Raw genomic sequence first — 19,441 nt, 5'->3', positions numbered from 1 at the left:
ATATATAAATCTATTGTTCCACGTGGAACAATTCAATCTTATAAATCAAGTAGACATGTTTAACGAAGTTTACGATGTAATTGTAGTAGGAGGTGGGCACGCAGGTAGCGAGGCCGCTGCTGCTGCTGCCAATATGGGAAGTAAAACGCTTCTAATAACCATGAATTTGCAAAATATTGCGCAAATGTCGTGTAACCCTGCTATGGGTGGAATTGCTAAAGGGCAAATTGTTCGTGAAATTGATGCGCTTGGTGGTTATAGTGGTATTGTTAGTGATACATCAGCTATTCAGTTTAAAATGCTTAACAAATCCAAAGGGCCTGCCATGTGGAGTCCCAGGGTTCAAAGTGATCGGATGCGTTTTGCTGAAGACTGGCGGAATATATTGGAGCAAACAAAAAATTTGGATTTCTATCAAGAAATGGTTTCCGGATTAATAGTAGAAAACCATAAAGTTGTGGGAGTAAAAACCTCATTAGGAATTGAGATAAAAACTAAAAGTGTTGTGCTAACAAATGGCACTTTTTTAAATGGTTTAATTCATATTGGCGATAAAAATTTTGGTGGTGGACGAGCAGGTGAAAGAGCTGCAACTGGAATTACTGAACAGCTTGTTCAATTAGGTTTTGAATCTGGTAGAATGAAAACGGGAACACCTCCTCGAGTAGATGGACGTTCGTTAGATTTTTCTAAAATGGTGGAGCAACCAGGTGATGCGGTTCCAGAAAAATTGTCCTATTTAGATGTTACAAAACCCTTAACTAAACAACGCTCGTGTCATTTAACATATACCAGTAATGAAGTGCATGATTTACTGCGTGAAGGCTTTGATAGATCGCCAATGTTTAACGGTCGGATTCAAAGTTTAGGACCGCGATATTGCCCCTCTATTGAAGATAAAATTAATAGATTTGCCGATAAGGATAGACATCAATTATTTGTGGAGCCGGAAGGTTGGGATACCGTAGAATATTATGTAAATGGCTTCTCAACATCCTTGCCAGAGGATGTTCAATTTAGAGCATTGCGTTCTGTAGCTGGTTTTGAAAATGTGAAATTTTTCCGTCCAGGATATGCTATTGAATACGATTATTTTCCACCAACACAATTACAACATACATTAGAAACCAAGTTAGTTGAAGGTTTATATTTTGCGGGTCAAATTAATGGAACTACGGGTTATGAGGAAGCGGCTTCACAAGGGTTAATGGCAGGAATTAATGCTAGCTTAAAAGTGCAAGAACGTGATCCTTTTATTTTGACTAGAAGTGAAGCTTATATAGGTGTTTTGGTGGACGATTTAATTACTAAAGGAACGGAAGAGCCTTATAGAATGTTTACGTCCCGCGCAGAATATAGAACCTTGTTGCGTCAAGATAATGCGGATATCCGATTAACTCCTATGTCTTTCGATTTAGGTTTAGCTTCTGAAAAGCGTTTAAAGCGTATGGAGGAAAAGCATAGTAAGGCGGAAGCGTTTGTTGATTTTTTCAAAGAAACGAGTGTTAAGCCCGAAGAGATAAATCCAATTTTAGAAGCGAATGATTCTGCTCCAATGTCTCAATCCGATAAGATGTTCAAAATATTTGCTAGACCTAATATCACCATAAATGACATGCGTAAAGTAGCAAGTGTTGATGCGTATATAGTAGAACAGAATTTAGATACAGAAGAAATAGAGCAAGCTGAAATTCAAGTTAAGTATGCTGGATATATTAACAAGGAAAAGAACAATGCGGATAAGTTAACGCGGTTAGAAAACATTAAAATTCCAAAGAATTTTGATTATTCAAACATGCAATCTATGAGTATGGAGGCACGCAGTAAATTGAATAAAATACAACCAGTTACTATTTCTCAAGCATCTCGAATTAGTGGTGTTTCGCCAAGTGATATTTCCGTATTATTAGTTTATTTAGGACGTTAATTTTTTGATGTTCCACGTGGAACGTTTAAATAGTTTTCTTGAAAAAAGAAAATATTAAGCATAATAAAAGAAAAAGAGGTGAGTACGAAAAAAGTAGATTTTCAGGTTAAAGATTATTCTGTTTCCAATGAAATATTTCAATTAGAAATGCATCCAGAATTTGAAATTTTGGTGACAACGCCACAACCTAAATTAGAAAATTTACCAGCTTATTATAATAGTGATGATTATATTTCGCATACAGATTCCAAACGAAACCTCTTTGAAAAAGCCTATCACATTATTCGTTCCATTGCGCTAAAACGTAAATTGAAATTAATTAATTCTTATAGTACTTCAGAAAAAACACTATTAGATATTGGTTGTGGAACGGGTGATTTTTTGCAAACAGCACAGCAAAACAATTGGACAATTTCTGGAATTGAACCTAATGCAGAAGCACGCAACATTGCAAACACTAAAACAAATAATGCCGTTCATGATGCCCATGAACTTTTTAAATTGAAAAATGAAAGTTTTGAGGTTATTACCCTATGGCATGTATTAGAACATTTACCAGACTTAGAAAAACAGATTATTACATATAAAAGCCTATTAAGAAATTCCGGAACCCTAATTATTGCTGTTCCTAATTATAATAGTTACGATGCTGAATATTACCAGAATTTTTGGGCAGCCTATGATGTGCCAAGACATCTTTGGCATTTTTCGGAAAAAGGTATGAAGCAATTAATAGAAAAACAGGGTTTGAAAATTGTAGAAACAAAACCCATGATTTTTGATGCGTATTATGTGAGTCTGCTTTCAGAAAAATATAAAACAGGAAACATGAATTTTCTAAAAGCATTTAGAATAGGATGGCGTTCCAATCGTGCAGCTAAACGGTCTGGTGCCTATTCTTCACTTATTTATGTGGTAAAAAAGGCTTAAAACTTAATTTAAGACGAAATAAGCGTGTTTTAGAGCGTTACATATAACAAGTGCTTCAAATAATCTCAACTCATTTTAAAACATAGTTTAAATAAGTCGTTTTTAATCGATTTTGATTATGGGTTAACAATATGCTATAATTTATGTTTATAATGTAAAAGTTGCACCTTTTGTAAAAACAAACTATTTACTTTATTACATTTGTGCCGATTTAAAAAAATTAAAAATCACATCATGAAAAACACATTCGTAATATTCTTATTATTTTTAACAGCAGTGTCTTGTAACACGGAAACTCAAAAAATTGGTTTTGTAAATAATAAGGACTTGGTAAATGACTACCAAGAAAAAATTGACATTGAAGCTGAATTCAAAACTAAAATTGAAGCCTTTGAAAAAAGAACCGATAGTATTGGTCAAGCGTTTCAGCAGGAAGCTCAAGCGTTTCAATTAAAAGCTCAAAGCATGAAGCAGGATCAGGCGCAAGCGGAATATCAAGCTTTAGGGCAGAAACAACAAATGTTGCAACAGCGTATCCAATTGGAGGAGAGTAAAATTCAAGAGGAAAGCCAACAAACAATTGACACCCTAATTAAAAAAGTACGTGATTACGTAAAAGATTACGGTAAGAAAAACGGTTATACATATATTTTAGGCAGCAATGAAGCTGGAAGTGTTATGTATGGTGATGAAAAAAACGATTTGACTAAAGAAATTTTAGACGCCTTAAACGCAGATTATAAAAAACCAGAATAAAATTTAGAAACTTACACTATTAAAAAGCCAGTTATTAATTTAACTGGCTTTTTTATGCAATAAACGGGTTAGTTTTATAGATAAATCGGTTAAAATAATTTTAGCATTTCCATTGCGTTCAATATGATAAATAGCATCTTGAATTTCATTTGAGATATCTAGAATATTATTACCATGAACAAAAGGGGCAAAATTTTCCAATTTAAAACCGTCTGTTTTGGGCTCTAAAAAAACCAAATCTGCCGCGCCATAATTTAGCAACATGGCTTGACGGAAAAAATTCAAACAAAATTGTAAAAACTGCTTTTGTGTTTCACGACCCGTTTTGGCAATATCTTCGCTCCACGATATTAAATCGTGAATGGCCGCTTTGTTACCTTTTGCTTTAAATGCACTTCGGATCCAGAAAATAAACCAAGTTTCAAATTGGGTATCTTCGCTGTCATGATATACCAAATCACACGCTTTATTGTAATTTCCGTGCGCTTGATGTGCTATTTTTGCAGCAATAGACGCTTCAATTTGATAGCTATTTATTAAGCCTTCGGTAATAACATCTTCTGGTAATGGTGGGAAATGTAAAACTTGGCAACGGGACCTGATGGTACTAATAAGTTGCTCTTCATCTTCAGCAATTAAAATAAAAATGGTTTTTTTGGGTGGCTCTTCAATTAATTTCAACAATTTATTGGCCGCTTCGGTGTTCATTTTTTCGGCCATCCAAATAATGGTTATCTTAAAACCACCTTCATAAGACTTTAAGGTTAAGTCCTTTACAATTTCTTGCGCTTCATCAACACCTATTCGTCCTTGTTTATTTTCAACGCCTAATTTTTTATACCAATCAAATAGGTTGCCATAGGGTTGTTGGTTTAATAATTCGCGCCATTCTTCTAAAAAATGACTAGAAACAGGATGTTTTTTAACTTTTTGATTCGCTGCTACGGGAAAGGCAAAGTGTAAATCTGGATGGCCAAAATTCTTAAATTTTATATTGCAAGATTCATTTCCAGTGGTGTTTTCACCTTGTGTATTATGGCAAAGTATGTATTGCGCATAGGCAATAGCCATTGGTAAAGTACCTGAACCTTCGGGTCCTACAAACAATTGCGCATGCGGAATTCGGCCGTTATCAGCACTTTGTGTTAAATGACTTTTTATATATTCCTGACCTAAAATATCACTAAATAGCATACGGCAAACCTACATATTTTTTTTCATTTTTTGTGAAGCATACCTTAAAAGAAAGCCGCTTTTAATTTGATAGAATACTATTAAAGTAAGCCTAAAAGTTAAGTCATTATTGCCTGAAAAATATATATTTGTGAATCCATGATATTAAATCATATTTTAACAGGACTAATTTATACCACAATTGGATTATGAGAACATTAGACGATTTTAATTTTGAAAACAAAAAAGCCTTAATTCGTGTAGATTTTAATGTGCCTTTAGATGATAATCTTCATGTTGGTGATACCACACGAATTCTTGCAGCAAAACCAACTATTATTAAGATTTTGGAAGATGGCGGAAGTTGTGTTTTAATGTCGCATTTAGGAAGGCCAAAAGGTGTTGAGGATAAATTTTCATTAAAGCATATTGCAGATAAAGTTGAAGATATTTTAGGTGTTGAAGTACTTTTTGTTCCTAATTGCGTTGGGGAAGAGGCAGAGACTGCAGTGAAAAATTTAAAGCCTGGACAAATTATTTTGTTAGAAAATTTACGCTTTCATGCAGAAGAAACTGCTGGTAATGAGGATTTTGCAAAGCAATTGGCTAAATTAGGTGATATTTATGTTAATGATGCCTTTGGTACTGCGCATAGAGCGCATGCATCAACCGCTATTGTGGCTAAATTTTTCCCTGATAACAAGTGTTTTGGTTATTTATTAGCTCAAGAAATAAAAAGTATTGATAAGGTAATGAATACGGGCGAAAAACCGGTCTGTGCTATTTTAGGTGGTGCTAAAGTATCGAGTAAAATTACCATTATTGATAATATTTTAGATAAAATTGACCATTTAATTATTGGTGGTGGTATGACCTTTACCTTTATTAAAGCACAAGGCGGTAAGATAGGAGATTCATTAGTAGAAGATGATAAATTAGACCTGGCTAATTCGATTTTAGAAAAGGCTAAAAATAAAAATGTTGAAGTTCATTTACCAGTGGATGCCATTATTGCAGATGCTTTTGATAATAATGCGCATACGAACACATGTGCAGTCAATAATATTCCCGATGGCTGGATGGGATTAGATATAGGTCCCGTAACCGAGGAAAAATTTGCTACGGTTGTAAAAAATTCGAAAACTATTTTATGGAATGGTCCCCTTGGTGTTTTTGAAATGCCAAACTTTGCAAAAGGAACAATGGCTTTAGGTTATGCTATTGCCGATGCAACAAAAGAAGGTGCTTTCTCGTTAGTAGGTGGAGGTGATTCGGTTGCAGCTGTTAAGCAGTTTGGATTTGAAGATCAAGTTAGTTATGTGAGTACAGGAGGAGGCGCTATGTTAGAGAGTCTTGAAGGTAAAACCCTTCCTGGAATTGCTGCCATTTTAGATTAATATAAAAACTATTACCTCAAATTTTTAAAACCTAAATACGTGAATTGTTTTACTAAAAATAACATACGTTTAAGTCTTTCTGCAATATTTATTGCTGTGGGAATAACCTATGCGCAAGATTCTATTCCCAAGAAAATTGTAAAAACGCATATTCCCGAAGAGCAATTAATTGCTGGTGAATCTTATGAAGTGGACACCATAATTGATGGTCAACAATTTTACAAAAAGCAGATTGAAATAGAAACCGACTCTGTTGATATAAAAGCCCTTAAAGATTTAGAATTTACAGCAGAATTAGATGAAAAATGGCGGGAAGAATTATATAGCAACGCTTTGTACGATACCCTTTATACAGCCATTTCAGAATTAGATTATAAGGAAGTTTATTATCCAGATTTACCAACCGATACTTTAAAGGCACGTTTAGATCGCTTAAATGCTAGAACACCTTTTAATATTGCGTACAATCCATCTTTAGAAAGTGTTATAAAAGGATTTTTAAAAAATAGGCGTGGTTATTTTGAGCGACTCATGGGGTTGAGTCACTTCTATTTCCCTATGTTTGAGCAAGAGTTGGATGCACAAGATGTGCCTTTGGAGGTTAAGTATTTAGCCATTGTAGAATCCGCTTTAAAACCACGAGCACGATCACGTGTAGGTGCAACAGGTTTATGGCAGTTTATGTTTGCCACAGGAAAAGAATATGGTTTAAATGTGAGTAGTTATGTAGATGAACGTAGCGACCCAATAAAATCTACCAAAGCAGCAGCTAAATATTTGGCTGCCTTGTATTCTATGTTCGGAGATTGGGATTTGGCATTAGCAGCGTATAATTCGGGACCAGGAAATGTATTAAAAGCTATTAGACGATCAGGTGGTTATGAAAATTACTGGAATATTCGTCATAATTTACCACGTGAAACAGCGGGATATCTTCCTGCATTTTTGGCAACCATGTATATTTTTGAATATGCTGAAGAACACGGATTAGTTGCTGAAAAACCAGCATTTCATCATTTTGAAACCGATACAATTCATGTAAAGCAAATGATTACTTTAGATCAGGTTTCAGAAGCGACAGGTGTTAATATAGAAGAATTACAATTTTTAAACCCATCCTACAAATTAGATATTATTCCCTTTATTCCAGAGGAAAACTATTCATTACGATTGCCACTAACAGCTGTTGGAACATTTGTAACTAACGAGGATACTATTTACAAATCTGCGAAGGCTGAATTGGATGAACGGGAAAAACCATTACCACAATTTTTTGATAGTCAAAGTAAAGAACGATATCGCGTTAAATCTGGAGATTATTTAGGCTTAATAGCTAGGAAATATGGTGTTCGCGTAAGTCAAATAAAACAATGGAACGGTTTGCGGAGTAATAATTTACGTATTGGACAGCGTTTAACTATATACCCAAGAAATCCTGTTCCACAGGCAAGCAGTTCTAACAACTCAAGTAGTTCAAAATCAACGCCAAAAACCTATATTGTAAAGAGTGGTGACTCGCTTTGGAGTATTTCACAAAAATTTCCAGGCGTTTCTGTTCAAAATATTCGAGATTGGAACGATATTAGTGGTAACAATTTAAAACCAGGAATGTCATTAAAACTTTCCAAAGGCTAATCAGTATAAACTAGGTACTATCATGCAAAAATTATTACTTGTTTTTATGTCATTAATAGTAATGACGTCATGTAACGACAACAAATCTTCAAATAAACGTCTTTTATCCCAATCGTCTGGGAAAATCAATAATCTGTCGGTTGTTGTAGACAATGAATTGTGGGAAGGTCAGGTAGGAGAGACACTTCGGAATATTTTGGCGGCTCCTGTTCACGGCTTACCACAAGACGAACCCCTATTTATATTGAGCCAATTACCACCAGTTGTTTTCACAGGTTTTGCACAGCAAAGTCGGATTGTTTTAAAAATTGAAAAAAGTGATTCTGCCAAGGTTAAAATTGCAAAAAATTTATTTGCTAGACCCCAACGTGTGGTGGTTGTAACAGGTAAAACGGATGAGGAAATTTCGCAACAGTTAACGGATAATGCGGATCAAATTGTAATGGCTTTAAAAAATGAAGAAATTAAAGAACAGCAACGACGCATTAAATTATCGCTTCATAAAAATAATACCATTAAAGAAAAATTAGGCATATCCATTAACTTTCCATCTGCATATAGAATTGCAACGGAAGACGGAAAATTTTATTGGATTCGAAAAGATATTACCACCGGAACCACTAATATTTTGCTTTATGAGCTTCCTTATGGCAGCATTACAGACAATGATAGCGTGGTTGGTCAAATAATAAAAATTCGAGATTCCATAGGGGAAAAGCATATTCCAGGACCTTTGGATGGCTCGTTTATGATCACTGAAAATAAATACACACCCTTTTTAGCCAAAACTACAATTAGTGATAAATTAGCTTATGAAACTAGAGGTATTTGGGATGTTAAAAATGCCTTTATGTCTGGACCATTTGTTAACTATATAATTGATGATGAGGCTAATAATCGACTTCTGGTGGTAGAAGGTTTTGCTTTTGCACCATCGGTTAGTAAGCGGGACTATATGTTTGAGTTGGAAGCCATTATTAAGTCCATAAAATTTCATTAAAATAGAAACATAATTAGACACAAAAAAACCCAACTCGATAACAGGTTGGGTTTTTTCGTATGTACTAAAAAAGATTACTCTTTTTTATCAGTTTCTTCTTCTTTACTTGCGTCCTTAAATTCTTTAATTCCGCTACCTAAGCCACGCATTAATTCAGGGATTTTTTTACCACCAAAAAGTAGTAAAACAATCACGACAATTAAAACTATTTGCCATGGTCCTGGGGCTAAAAATATACTTAATGAAATCATCGTATGTTATTTTAAAGTACAAAGTTAATAATTAAAGTTTAATATAAACGTTTTAACACCAACTTTAGCATGAACTAAATACGATTGTGCCATATTTTTAAGTAATTTTGTGGAACCTATGGCTAATAAAAAGAAGAAATCTAGAAAGTTTACCAAGAAACTACTTAATAAGTATCGATTGGTTATTTTAAACGAGGACACTTTTGAAGAGCGTATTTCCTTAAAACTAACGCGACTTAATGTGTTTGTGCTCATGTCATTATCGGCTATTTTTTTAATTGTAGCCACTACCATTTTAATTGCGTTTACGCCACTCCGTGAATATATTCCTGGTTATTCATCTGTGGCACTTAAAAAACGTGCAACAGAGTTAAATTATAAAACCGATTCACTCCAACAAGTTATTGCAATAAATGAGCAGTATTTTTCATCTATAAAAAAGGTTTTGTATGGCGAAGTTGATAAGGTAGATTTTAACAAAGATTCAATTATTGAAGCTACACGACAAGAAGCTAAAACTATAGATTTATCGCCAACCAAAGAGGATTCTATTTTACGAGAAAAAGTAAAAAAAGAAGATAAATACAATTTATTTGAATCGGCAAAACTCAATTCCAGTTTTATACTATTTCCACCTGTTTCTGGAACTATTTCTCAAGAATATAATGTGGAAGAAAAACATTTTGCTGTGGATATTGTAGCAGAAAAAGGAACACCAGTAAAAGCAACCGCTGACGGAACAGTAATTTTTGCCGATTGGACAACCGAAGCTGGTTACGTTATCATTTTAGAACATAGCCAAAGTTTAATTTCCGTGTATAAACATAATACCCTGCTTACCAAAGTACAAGGTGATGTTGTAACAGCTGGCGAAGTGATTGCCACAACTGGTAATACAGGTTCAATTACTACTGGACCACATTTGCATTTTGAATTATGGAGTGATGGATACCCTATTAATCCGACTAATTTTATAGATTTTAAATAATGTTTTCACTAAAAGCTTTATTGGCGAAACCATTCGCAAGTTATATTATTAGAAAGGAGAAAAAGTGGATTGATAACCCTATTGAAACCCAAGAACAGGTGTTTCAGGAACTCATAAGTCAAGCCAGTTCCACGGCCTTTGGAGCGGATCATGATTTTATTAGCATTAACCATCATGCGGATTTTGTAAAACGTGTACCAATTCGCGATTACGAAGAACTAAAACCCTACGTAGAGCGTGTTGTTGCCGGGGAACCCGATGTATTATGGACAGGAAAACCGCTTTATTTCGCCAAAACATCAGGTACTACATCGGGTGCTAAATATATTCCGTTGACTAAGGAAAGTATGCCAACCCATGTTACGGCTGCGCGAAATGCTATTTTATCCTACATTCATGAAACGGGAAATTCACAATTCGTAGCAGGAAAAATGATATTTCTACAAGGAAGTCCTGTTTTACATGAGCAAAATGGGATTCAATTGGGACGCTTATCCGGAATTGTGGCTCATTTTGTCCCAGAATATCTTCAGAAAAATCGCATGCCGTCTTGGGAAACCAATTGTATTGAAGATTGGGAAACCAAAGTGGAAGCTATTGTTAAAGAAACGCTTCCAGAAAACATGACCGTTATTTCTGGAATTCCATCTTGGGTTCAAATGTATTTTGAGAAAATTCAACAAAAAACAGGTCAGAAAGTGGGTGATGTTTTTAAAAACTTCAACCTTTTTATTTTTGGAGGTGTAAACTATGAACCCTATCGTGCTAAATTTGAAAATTTAATCGGCCGGAAAGTTGATAGTATTGAATTATATCCAGCCAGCGAAGGATTTTTTGCCTATCAAGATAAGCAAGATCAAAAAGGCATGTTATTGCTTTTAAATGCGGGTATATTTTACGAATTTATTCCAGCTGATGCATTTTTTGATGCACATCCAACTAGATTAACCCTTAAAGATGTAAAAATTGGTGTTAATTACGTGATGATCATTTCAACAAACGCAGGGCTTTGGGCATACAATGTTGGAGATACCGTTATGTTTACATCCACAAAACCGTATCGTGTAATTGTTTCTGGCAGGATTAAGCATTTTATTTCAGCTTTTGGCGAACATGTTATAGGAAAAGAAGTAGAACAAGCTTTAAAAGAAGCCATTGAAGGAACCAATTTTCAAATTTCTGAATTTACAGTTGCTCCCCAAATTACACCAGAATCGGGATTGCCCTATCATGAGTGGTTTATAGAATTTGAAAATGACGTAGCAGATGTTTCGCAATTAGCTGCTAAAATTGATGCGGCTTTACAGAATCAAAACAGTTATTATTTCGATTTAATTAAAGGTCGGGTTTTACAGCCGTTAAAAATAACTATGATTACCAAAAATGGTTTTCAGGACTATATGAAATCTATAGGAAAATTAGGAGGTCAGAATAAATTACCACGTTTATCAAACGATAGGAAAATTGCAGATAAAATCTACAATTTGAATTTGATTAAATAATAGTATATTTGATAATTAAACAGTTTTTATGAACAAAAAAAAGCATCATGCTAGAACGAGAGCTCAAGAAAGCTCAAATGCAATAGAAAGAATGTACATTACCATGAGACATTTATTTAATCGTGGTTTTTATAAGCCTATGGGTGTTTCAGGTGAAACGCTTCGTGAGGCTTTATTACTTTTACGTCCTGAAATTTATGGGTCCATTGGTGATGAAAAAGCAGAATTAGAAGGACTTTTATATGTTATTGATAGATTACCTCAAGGTATTGAAGAGTGCATGTTTATTAACCTGACTAGTGATGAAGGTTACGGTAACTCCCATTTTAAAGCTATAATTCCTCCAAAACGACGCAGAAATTGTTATCGCATTGACGATGAACAAATGAATATTGAAATTACAAGAGGTCGTTCAGAGATTTATGATATTCTAACCCACTTAACCTTTATGTTTGTGGAATCTCATAAAATAAGCAAGCGCGTTTTAATTGATGAATCTGGTGGTACTACGCGCGATTGGATTAAGTTAGAAAAAGCTGTTTTAGCCAAAAAAAAACTTACCCAAAACGAACGTGAGATTGCTATAACACATACGGCAAATATTTTGGGAAGAACGTTTGATGAGTTGCGCTTTGTTTATGAGCAATTTCAAACACCAGAACAACCAGAGCGTTTATTACATATTGTTTATTGGTTAGGAAAACTTGCTATTGAGGAAGTTATTAATAATAATAAACGCACCATTACTTTTAGCCCTGTTTTACGCGAGCGTTTAGGTCATCATATTCATGGTGAAATATGGGCAGATAATATTAAAAATATTTTACATAAAAATAACCTTTTAGAAAGACCAATTCATATCATTAGTGCCAATATGCATAGTGTTATGAATACAATTTATGCACCAACAGCGCTAAAAAGTTTACTAGGTAAAAAAACCATTTTTCAGGTTTACGAAGAAATCAGTAAAAAAGAAAATGAATCTCTACGTGAAAAGGTAACCAAGCAAGCCTTACAAGGGGGCATGATTTATATACCAGACACGTCTGGAACCAATATAGATGTACAGATTTTTGATACAGAAAAGATAGATTTATCGAAAACTGATTTAGAAATTACTAAAACCGATAAGAAATCCGAAAAACCTATTATATTTGTTATGGATTATGCTTTTGGAGAGCAAGCCTACGAAACCATTGACGAGTTATTAAAACCTGCCCAAATTGATAATAAAAGTATTCATTTAAATGTGGCATCCGTATCCATAATGGGTAAAGCAGGAATTTTGGAAGGTGGAAAAGGCGATATTATGATACCGTCTGCACATATTTTTGAAGGGACAGCTGATAATTATCCATTTGTAAATGAGTTATCCAAGGCAGATTTGGATGGCCATGGTTTGTCTGTTTTTGAAGGCTCTATGATAACGGTATTAGGAACATCATTACAAAACAAAGATATTTTAAGGTTTTTCTATAATTCCACGTGGCATGTTATAGGACTTGAAATGGAAGGTGCTCATTACCAAAAAGCAATTCAATCGGCATCCAAAGTAAGAAAAACAATTAATCCAGATGTTAAAGTGCGTTATGCCTATTATGCGAGTGATAATCCTTTAGAAACAGGAGGTACATTAGCATCAGGTGGATTGGGGACGTCAGGAGTAAAACCAACCTATTTAATAACAAGAAAAATATTACAACAAATATTTAATAATCAGTAGATAGATATGAACGAGAATCCTCAAAATTCTAATAAATCAAACGATTCAGAAGAGGTTGATTTAGGGCAGTTGTTTAATGTGATAGGAAACGTCTTTAATAAGTTGATTAGCTTCATATCCAATATCTTCAAAGCTATTTTTTCTGTTATAATTTTTAGTTTAAAGGTTGTAATAGTAAATATTAAAATCATAGTGGTTATAATGATTTTAGCTGGTATTTTGGGGTATACACTTGAAAGGATGAAACCTAAAGTTTATAGTTCATCTATGCTAGTTAGACCATATTTTGAGTCCAAATTCCAGCTTGTTACAAACATAGGTTATTATAATGCATTGTTAAGTAATAACAATTATGAAACGATAGCCGACTTATTCGAAATCTCTAAAGAAGATGCGCATGAACTGGTAAGTTTTGAAATTGAGCCTGGTCCAGAAACTGAAAATGACAAAATTATACAGTACGATCGCTTTGTGAAATCTATAGATAGTGTTCGTGCAAATGAAATTAGTTTTGATGATTATATAGCAAATAGAAGCATTTACAGTGGCGAAATATTTCAAATCACAGTTAGTTCTCGCAAGAATGATATTTTCACAAAATTAGAAAATGGTTTAAATGCATCGTTTACCAATGAGTATTCTATAAAAAGAATGAAAAAAAGAGACTCCTTAATTGGTATTCAAAAAGACAATATTATCTCTCAACTAGCGCAAGTAGATTCCTTACAAAAGATATATATTAACGTTTTAGAAAATGAATCACAATCCCAAGCATCAGAATTTAGTATTGGAGGAGAAGGATTTTCATTAAGTAAAGACAAGTCCAATACACGTGAATACGACTTATTAGAGAAAGAAATAAGTTTAAGAAACCAATTACGGGATTTAGATGAGAAGAAAGTAGACGAAGATGTGGTTTTCGATGTTATTTCAAGCTTTCAGAAAGTAGGTAAAAATGTCAGCCATTGGACGGATAAATACGCTTTAATATTTCCATTAATTGCATTTTTAATTCTTTGTGTATTTTACATAACAAGAAGAACCGTGTTATATGTCAAGAGTTATGAAGCATAATACCTTATTAATAACCGGTGGCGCTGGGTTTATAGGCTCAAATTTTATTGTTCATTTGCTTGAGAATTTTCAAGATATTTCCATTGTAAATTTAGACAAGCTCACTTATGCAGGTGAGCTTTCTAATTTAACCGAAATAGCAAAAAATAGTAGATACCATTTTGTTGAAGGTGATATTTGTGATAGAGAATTAATTGAAAAGTTATTTGAAAATCACCAATTTAATGGAGTTATCCATTTTGCTGCGGAATCTCACGTAGATAATTCCATCAAAAACCCGGATGCCTTTATAGAGACAAACGTTTTTGGTACCTTTAATCTACTAGATGTAGCTAAAAAGCATTGGATGCATGGACCTAATCAATTTAAATCAGGTTGTGAGAATAATAGGTTTTTACACATTTCAACCGATGAAGTTTACGGAACATTAGGCAAAACAGGCTTGTTTACAGAAACCACACCTTATGCGCCAAATAGTCCATACAGCGCTTCAAAAGCGTCATCAGACTTTATCGTGCGTAGTTACTTTCATACCTATGGAATGAATGTAGTTACCACAAACTGCTCTAATAATTATGGACCAAAACAGCATGATGAAAAGTTGATTCCAACAATTATAAGAAAAGCCATTGCTGGAGAGAATATTCCAATTTATGGCGATGGTAAAAATATTCGCGATTGGTTGTATGTTTTGGATCACTGCCAAGGAATTTATCTAGCTTATCAAACCGGAAAAGCTGGAGAAACCTATAATATTGGTGGTAAAAATGAACGAAACAATTTAGAAATAGCTCATACTATTTGTGACGCGTTAGACGAATTAAAACCGAAACACACAAGCTATAAAGAACAAATTACCTTTGTTTCTGACAGACCTGGTCATGATTTCCGTTATGCCATTGATGCATCCAAAATTGAATCTAATTTAGGCTGGAAGGCTGATGAAAATTTTGAGTCAGGCATTAAGAAAACAATTAATTGGTATTTAGATAAATATAAAAAATAGATGAAAGGGATTATTCTAGCAGGAGGATCAGGCACACGGTTACATCCATTAACGTTATCGGTTAGTAAACAGCTCATGCCTGTCTATGACAAGCCCATGATTTATTATCCGTTATCAACCTTAATGTATGCTGGAATACACGAAATCCTTATTATTTCAACACCTAAAGATTTACCCTTATTTCAAGAGTTATTAGGCGATGGCAAGAAGTTTGGTTGCACCTTTGAATATGCCGTTCAAGAACATCCTAATGGTTTAGCTGAAGCGTTTTTAATAGCTGAAGATTTTATTCAAAAAGATAAAGTCGCTTTAATTCTGGGTGATAATATTTTCTATGGTTCTGGTTTGGCTAAATTGCTTCAGAGTAATAATAATCCCGATGGTGGCATTATATATGCATACCGCGTCAATGATCCAGAACGCTATGGTGTTGTAGATTTTAATGATGAAGGACAAGTTATGTCTATTGAAGAAAAACCTGAAAAGCCAAAATCTAATTATGCTGTTCCAGGTATTTATTTTTATGATAATTCCGTTATTGAAGTCGCAAAAAACATCAAACCAAGTCATCGTGGTGAATTAGAAATAACAGACGTTAATAAAGCCTATTTAAAACAAGGTAAACTAAGTGTTAGTATTTTGGATAGAGGAACAGCTTGGTTAGACACTGGCACGTTTGATTCGCTTATGCAAGCGGCACAATTTGTTGAGGTTATAGAACAACGTCAAGGATTAAAAATTGGCTCCATAGAAGCCGCTGCTTTTGAAATGGGTTATATTACAGAAAATCAATTTAGAGCATTAGCAGAACCATTATTAAAAAGTGGTTATGGCATCAATCTTTTAGGTATGTTGAATAAATAATGGGAATTACAGAAACAAAATTAAAGGATTGCTTCATTCTTGAACCCCAAGTTTTTCAGGATTCAAGGGGCTATTTTTTTGAGAGCTTTAATCAGAATAATTTTTTTGAGGCAACAGGTCAACATGTCAATTTTATTCAAGACAATGAGACTTTTTCTACCAAAGGCGTTTTACGTGGCCTTCATTTTCAAACAGGCAAATTTGCCCAAGCCAAACTCGTTCGTGTTATAAAAGGTCGTGTTTTAGATATTGCCGTAGATGTTAGGCAAGACTCCTCAACATTTGGTGAGTTTCAAGCTTTAGAATTATCTGAAGATAACAAAAAACAATTTTTTCTACCACGAGGTTTTGCTCATGGGTTTGTGGTGCTGAGTGACACAGCCATTTTTGCTTATAAATGCGATAATTATTACAATAAAGAGTCTGAAGCTGGAATTATTTATAACGATCCCAGCTTGAATATTGATTGGAAATTACCAGAAAAAGAGTTGCTTTTATCAGATAAAGACAAACTACTGCCAACATTTGAAGCCTTTTTTAAATGAAAACAGAGGTTTTAATTACGGGTTCTAACGGTCAGCTAGGTAAGACTGTATTCGCCTTACATCAGGGCAATAATTATAAGGCTCTTAATTTTACCTTTACAACTAAAGCTACTTTAGATATTTCAAACCAAGAGCAAGTAGACAGATACTTTAAATCTAATAACTTTAACTATTGCATAAATTGTGCAGCTTATACGGCAGTTGATAGAGCTGAAGAAGAAAAAGAAGAAGCCTTTTTAATTAATGCTATTGGAGCGAGAAATTTAGCGGAAGCTTGCAAAAAATATGGAGTTATTTTAATTCATATTTCTACAGACTTTGTGTTTGATGGTTCAAAAAAGGAACCATATTCGGAAACAGACATTCCAAACCCTATAAATGTTTATGGAGCATCCAAACTACAAGGCGAAAGAAATATTCAGTCTATTTTAGAGAATTACTTTATCATTAGAACCTCATGGTTGTATTCTGAATTTGGAAATAACTTTGTAAAAACCATGTTGCGTTTAGGCGCTGAAAAAGAGGAGTTACATGTTGTAAATGATCAAATTGGCAGTCCAACCTATGCCCAAGATTTGGTAGAAGTTGTTTTGGAAATTATAATAAGTGGCAATAAGAAATTCGGCTTATATCATTTTAGCAACAAAGGCGCTATAAGTTGGTTTGAATTTGCTCAAGCTATTTTTAAATTAGGCCAAATTTCTATCAAGTTAAATTCAATACAGACTAAAAACTATCCAACGCCCGCTAGAAGACCAAAAAATAGTGTATTGGAATCCTTAAAAATTGAAACTGCATTTAAGATAACGACAGCCGATTGGAAAAACGGGTTACATCAGGTAATTGCTAAATATTATGAATAAAAATTTACAAATTGCTATAAAAGCATCTTTAGCCGCAGGAAAGGAAATAATGGAAGTTTATGATACTGCTTTTGCGGTAGACTTTAAAGATGATAATTCGCCATTAACCGAAGCCGATAAGAAAGCAAACAACATTATTAATTCATATTTAGTTCCTTCAAAAATCCCCATAATTTCAGAAGAAAATAAACAAACAGATTTTTCTATTAGAAAGCATTGGGAAACTTGTTGGATAGTGGACCCTCTTGATGGCACTAAAGAGTTTGTAAAGCGCAATGGCGAATTCACTGTAAATATTGCATTAGTTACCCAAGGAAAACCAGTGTTAGGGGTTATTTATGTGCCAGTAACTCAAACACTTTATTATTCAGATATAGAAAATAGTAAATCCTTTAAAGCTAGTTTGACATCGCATGATGTATCACTCGAACGTGTTCAGCAAGTAGCAAAAGCAATTCACCCTAAAATCACTGATAATAAATTGGTTAAAATAGTAGGAAGTCGTTCGCATATGAATCCAGATACGCTAGATTTTATTGAAAAATTAAAATTTGCAGGAAAGGATATCGAAATTGTTTCTAAAGGGAGTTCTTTAAAATTTTGCATAATTGCGGAAGGTGAAGCTGATATTTATCCGCGTTTTGCACCAACAATGGAATGGGATACAGCTGCTGGTCAGGCTATTTGTGAGGCAGTAGGTATTAACGTAATATCAGTAGACATGGAACAGAAATTAGTATACAATAAAGAGAATTTATTGAATAGTTCTTTTTTAGTTAGTAAATAATGGCAGATTCATCTTACAAAAGACATATAGCTAAAACCATAACTTGGCGTGCTATAGGTACTATGGATACGTTTGTTTTATCTTGGTTAATTACAGGAAGCCCATTAATTGGATTTAAATTAAGTTTTGCTGAAGTAACTACAAAAAGTATTTTGTACTATTTGCATGAGCGTGTTTGGTATAAAATGTCTGTTACAAAGGGTGGTGTAACTTTAGAAAGTAGAAAACGACATTTGTTTAAAACTATAACTTGGCGTATAGTAGGTACTTTAGATACTATGACTTTAGCCTGGATCATTTCTGGTAATCCTTTAGCGGCTTTACAAATTGGTTTAGCTGAAGTTGTGACAAAAATGATTTTATACTATTTGCATGAGCGTATTTGGTATAGATTAAATTACGGGTTATCCACTCGTCAAAATGACTAATTATGGACGATAATATTTTTTTACAAGCGTATCAAGTCTCAAGAAAAGACCGTCAAAAATCAAATGGTCATAAACCTTTATTAATATGGTTTACGGGTTTATCAGGTTCTGGTAAATCTACCATAGCGAATGCTGTAGAAACCAAATTATTTCAAGAAGGTATAAAAACATATTGTTTAGATGGCGACAACATTCGGAAAGGTATTAATAGCGATTTAACCTTTTCTCCCGCCGATAGAAATGAAAATATGCGACGAATTGGTGAAATTGCAAACCTTATGCTAGATGCGGGATTAGTTACATTAGCAGCCTTTGTTTCTCCGTATAAAAAAGATCGACTGAAGATTAAAAATATAGTGAAAGATGTTAACTTTGTTGAGGTATATATTAATACAAGTATTGAGGAGTGCGAGAATCGTGACGTAAAAGGTCTATATAAAAAAGCGCGGGCTGGTGAAATTAAAAATATGACTGGTATATCAGCACCTTACGAAGCACCAGATTATCCAGATATTGAAATTCTCACCGAATTTGAAACTGTAGATGAGGCCGTAGTGCGAATAATAGATTATATAATGCCTAAATTATAATG

Annotated in this window: 19 protein-coding genes; 17 read left to right on the top strand and 2 right to left on the bottom strand. The window is 33.9% G+C overall.

The features are described 5' to 3' along the window. The first annotated feature begins 55 nt into the window (after nt 1-55). The 3 genes from mnmG (at nt 56) to GMA17_RS13045 (ending at nt 3,613) form a co-directional block, all read left to right on the top strand. Complete coding sequence (gene mnmG, locus GMA17_RS13055) at nt 56-1,927, top strand: tRNA uridine-5-carboxymethylaminomethyl(34) synthesis enzyme MnmG (protein ID WP_248396880.1); 1,872 nt, start codon at nt 56-58, stop codon at nt 1,925-1,927. Between the two features lie 78 nt (nt 1,928-2,005). Continuing rightward, nucleotides 2,006-2,857 carry a class I SAM-dependent methyltransferase gene (locus GMA17_RS13050; RefSeq protein ID WP_248396878.1) on the top strand — a complete coding sequence of 284 codons (852 nt, stop codon included), beginning with the start codon at nt 2,006-2,008 and terminating at the stop codon, nt 2,855-2,857. A 234-nt stretch (nt 2,858-3,091) separates the two neighbouring features. Then, entirely contained in the window at nt 3,092-3,613 is a 522-nt protein-coding gene (locus tag GMA17_RS13045; protein WP_248396876.1) for an OmpH family outer membrane protein, read from the top strand. A 39-nt stretch (nt 3,614-3,652) separates the two neighbouring features. On the opposite strand, the gene GMA17_RS13040 is transcribed toward GMA17_RS13045, so the two are convergent. Next, nucleotides 3,653-4,807, bottom strand: a complete 1,155-nt coding sequence (locus tag GMA17_RS13040) for a DNA polymerase III subunit delta' (protein WP_248396874.1) — start codon at nt 4,805-4,807, stop codon at nt 3,653-3,655. 188 nt (nt 4,808-4,995) lie between these two features. Here GMA17_RS13040 and pgk point away from each other — a divergent pair, with 188 nt between their 5' ends. Genes pgk through GMA17_RS13025 form a run of 3 tightly spaced genes read left to right on the top strand, consistent with a single transcriptional unit; the run spans nt 4,996 to nt 8,818 of the window. Then, on the top strand, nt 4,996-6,183 hold the full coding sequence (gene pgk, locus GMA17_RS13035) for a phosphoglycerate kinase (RefSeq protein ID WP_248396872.1): 1,188 nt from the start codon (nt 4,996-4,998) through the stop codon (nt 6,181-6,183). Nucleotides 6,184-6,222: 39 nt separating this feature from the next. Then, on the top strand, nt 6,223-7,818 hold the full coding sequence (locus GMA17_RS13030) for a LysM peptidoglycan-binding domain-containing protein (RefSeq protein WP_248396870.1): 1,596 nt from the start codon (nt 6,223-6,225) through the stop codon (nt 7,816-7,818). A gap of 22 nt (nt 7,819-7,840) precedes the next feature. Further along, on the top strand, nt 7,841-8,818 hold the full coding sequence (locus GMA17_RS13025) for a DUF4837 family protein (RefSeq protein WP_248396869.1): 978 nt from the start codon (nt 7,841-7,843) through the stop codon (nt 8,816-8,818). Between the two features lie 74 nt (nt 8,819-8,892). Here the strand turns inward: GMA17_RS13025 and GMA17_RS13020 are convergent, their stop codons facing one another. Further along, entirely contained in the window at nt 8,893-9,069 is a 177-nt protein-coding gene (locus GMA17_RS13020) for a twin-arginine translocase TatA/TatE family subunit (protein WP_066254180.1), read from the bottom strand. Between the two features lie 118 nt (nt 9,070-9,187). Here GMA17_RS13020 and GMA17_RS13015 point away from each other — a divergent pair, with 118 nt between their 5' ends. Genes GMA17_RS13015 through cysC form a run of 11 tightly spaced genes read left to right on the top strand, consistent with a single transcriptional unit; the run spans nt 9,188 to nt 19,439 of the window. Beyond that, a complete protein-coding gene (locus tag GMA17_RS13015) occupies nt 9,188-10,057 on the top strand; it encodes a M23 family metallopeptidase (RefSeq protein ID WP_248396868.1) in 870 nt (289 codons plus the stop codon). After that, entirely contained in the window at nt 10,057-11,559 is a 1,503-nt protein-coding gene (locus GMA17_RS13010; RefSeq protein ID WP_248396867.1) for a GH3 auxin-responsive promoter family protein, read from the top strand. Before GMA17_RS13015 ends, GMA17_RS13010 begins: the two co-directional genes overlap by 1 nt. Before the next feature lie 28 nt (nt 11,560-11,587). Next, nucleotides 11,588-13,282 carry a hypothetical protein gene (locus GMA17_RS13005; protein ID WP_248396866.1) on the top strand — a complete coding sequence of 565 codons (1,695 nt, stop codon included), beginning with the start codon at nt 11,588-11,590 and terminating at the stop codon, nt 13,280-13,282. A 6-nt stretch (nt 13,283-13,288) separates the two neighbouring features. Continuing rightward, the gene (locus tag GMA17_RS13000) at nt 13,289-14,356 is read left to right on the top strand and encodes a hypothetical protein (RefSeq protein WP_248396865.1); all 1,068 of its coding nucleotides are present in this window, start codon (nt 13,289-13,291) and stop codon (nt 14,354-14,356) included. Continuing rightward, nucleotides 14,346-15,362, top strand: a complete 1,017-nt coding sequence (gene rfbB, locus GMA17_RS12995) for a dTDP-glucose 4,6-dehydratase (RefSeq protein ID WP_248396864.1) — start codon at nt 14,346-14,348, stop codon at nt 15,360-15,362. The genes GMA17_RS13000 and rfbB overlap by 11 nt, the downstream gene beginning before the upstream one ends. Further along, the gene (gene rfbA / locus GMA17_RS12990; protein ID WP_248396863.1) at nt 15,363-16,226 is read left to right on the top strand and encodes a glucose-1-phosphate thymidylyltransferase RfbA; all 864 of its coding nucleotides are present in this window, start codon (nt 15,363-15,365) and stop codon (nt 16,224-16,226) included. After that, nucleotides 16,226-16,771 carry a dTDP-4-dehydrorhamnose 3,5-epimerase gene (rfbC, locus tag GMA17_RS12985; RefSeq protein ID WP_248396862.1) on the top strand — a complete coding sequence of 182 codons (546 nt, stop codon included), beginning with the start codon at nt 16,226-16,228 and terminating at the stop codon, nt 16,769-16,771. The genes rfbA and rfbC overlap by 1 nt, the downstream gene beginning before the upstream one ends. Continuing rightward, the gene (rfbD, locus tag GMA17_RS12980; protein WP_248396861.1) at nt 16,768-17,634 is read left to right on the top strand and encodes a dTDP-4-dehydrorhamnose reductase; all 867 of its coding nucleotides are present in this window, start codon (nt 16,768-16,770) and stop codon (nt 17,632-17,634) included. Before rfbC ends, rfbD begins: the two co-directional genes overlap by 4 nt. Beyond that, nucleotides 17,627-18,421 (top strand): 3'(2'),5'-bisphosphate nucleotidase CysQ, encoded by a 795-nt coding sequence (cysQ, locus tag GMA17_RS12975; protein ID WP_248396860.1) that lies wholly within the window; start codon nt 17,627-17,629, stop codon nt 18,419-18,421. The genes rfbD and cysQ overlap by 8 nt, the downstream gene beginning before the upstream one ends. After that, a complete protein-coding gene (locus GMA17_RS12970) occupies nt 18,421-18,849 on the top strand; it encodes a DUF2061 domain-containing protein (RefSeq protein WP_248396859.1) in 429 nt (142 codons plus the stop codon). Before cysQ ends, GMA17_RS12970 begins: the two co-directional genes overlap by 1 nt. A 2-nt stretch (nt 18,850-18,851) precedes the next feature. Continuing rightward, entirely contained in the window at nt 18,852-19,439 is a 588-nt protein-coding gene (gene cysC, locus GMA17_RS12965; RefSeq protein WP_248396858.1) for an adenylyl-sulfate kinase, read from the top strand. Nucleotides 19,440-19,441: the final 2 nt, after the last annotated feature.

Source organism: Bizionia sp. M204 (assembly GCF_023205095.1).
GTDB lineage: Bacteria > Bacteroidota > Bacteroidia > Flavobacteriales > Flavobacteriaceae > Algorimicrobium > Algorimicrobium hallyeonense.
The sequence above is the reverse complement of the archived record's forward strand: the minus strand, read 5'-3'. Positions and strand labels throughout refer to the sequence as shown.

Excerpts from the sequence above, each read along its gene's own strand:
- mnmG (WP_248396880.1), top strand. The coding sequence starts at position 56 with ATGTTTAACGAAGTTTACGATGTAATTGTAGTAGGAGGTGGGCACGCA.
- GMA17_RS13045 (WP_248396876.1), top strand. The coding sequence starts at position 3,092 with ATGAAAAACACATTCGTAATATTCTTATTATTTTTAACAGCAGTGTCT.
- GMA17_RS13040 (WP_248396874.1), bottom strand. The coding sequence starts at position 4,807 with ATGCTATTTAGTGATATTTTAGGTCAGGAATATATAAAAAGTCATTTA.
- pgk (WP_248396872.1), top strand. The coding sequence starts at position 4,996 with ATGAGAACATTAGACGATTTTAATTTTGAAAACAAAAAAGCCTTAATT.
- GMA17_RS13025 (WP_248396869.1), top strand. The coding sequence starts at position 7,841 with ATGCAAAAATTATTACTTGTTTTTATGTCATTAATAGTAATGACGTCA.
- GMA17_RS13020 (WP_066254180.1), bottom strand. The coding sequence starts at position 9,069 with ATGATTTCATTAAGTATATTTTTAGCCCCAGGACCATGGCAAATAGTT.
- GMA17_RS13015 (WP_248396868.1), top strand. The coding sequence starts at position 9,188 with ATGGCTAATAAAAAGAAGAAATCTAGAAAGTTTACCAAGAAACTACTT.
- GMA17_RS13010 (WP_248396867.1), top strand. The coding sequence starts at position 10,057 with ATGTTTTCACTAAAAGCTTTATTGGCGAAACCATTCGCAAGTTATATT.
- GMA17_RS13005 (WP_248396866.1), top strand. The coding sequence starts at position 11,588 with ATGAACAAAAAAAAGCATCATGCTAGAACGAGAGCTCAAGAAAGCTCA.
- GMA17_RS13000 (WP_248396865.1), top strand. The coding sequence starts at position 13,289 with ATGAACGAGAATCCTCAAAATTCTAATAAATCAAACGATTCAGAAGAG.
- rfbB (WP_248396864.1), top strand. The coding sequence starts at position 14,346 with ATGAAGCATAATACCTTATTAATAACCGGTGGCGCTGGGTTTATAGGC.
- rfbA (WP_248396863.1), top strand. The coding sequence starts at position 15,363 with ATGAAAGGGATTATTCTAGCAGGAGGATCAGGCACACGGTTACATCCA.
- rfbC (WP_248396862.1), top strand. The coding sequence starts at position 16,226 with ATGGGAATTACAGAAACAAAATTAAAGGATTGCTTCATTCTTGAACCC.
- rfbD (WP_248396861.1), top strand. The coding sequence starts at position 16,768 with ATGAAAACAGAGGTTTTAATTACGGGTTCTAACGGTCAGCTAGGTAAG.
- cysQ (WP_248396860.1), top strand. The coding sequence starts at position 17,627 with ATGAATAAAAATTTACAAATTGCTATAAAAGCATCTTTAGCCGCAGGA.
- GMA17_RS12970 (WP_248396859.1), top strand. The coding sequence starts at position 18,421 with ATGGCAGATTCATCTTACAAAAGACATATAGCTAAAACCATAACTTGG.
- cysC (WP_248396858.1), top strand. The coding sequence starts at position 18,852 with ATGGACGATAATATTTTTTTACAAGCGTATCAAGTCTCAAGAAAAGAC.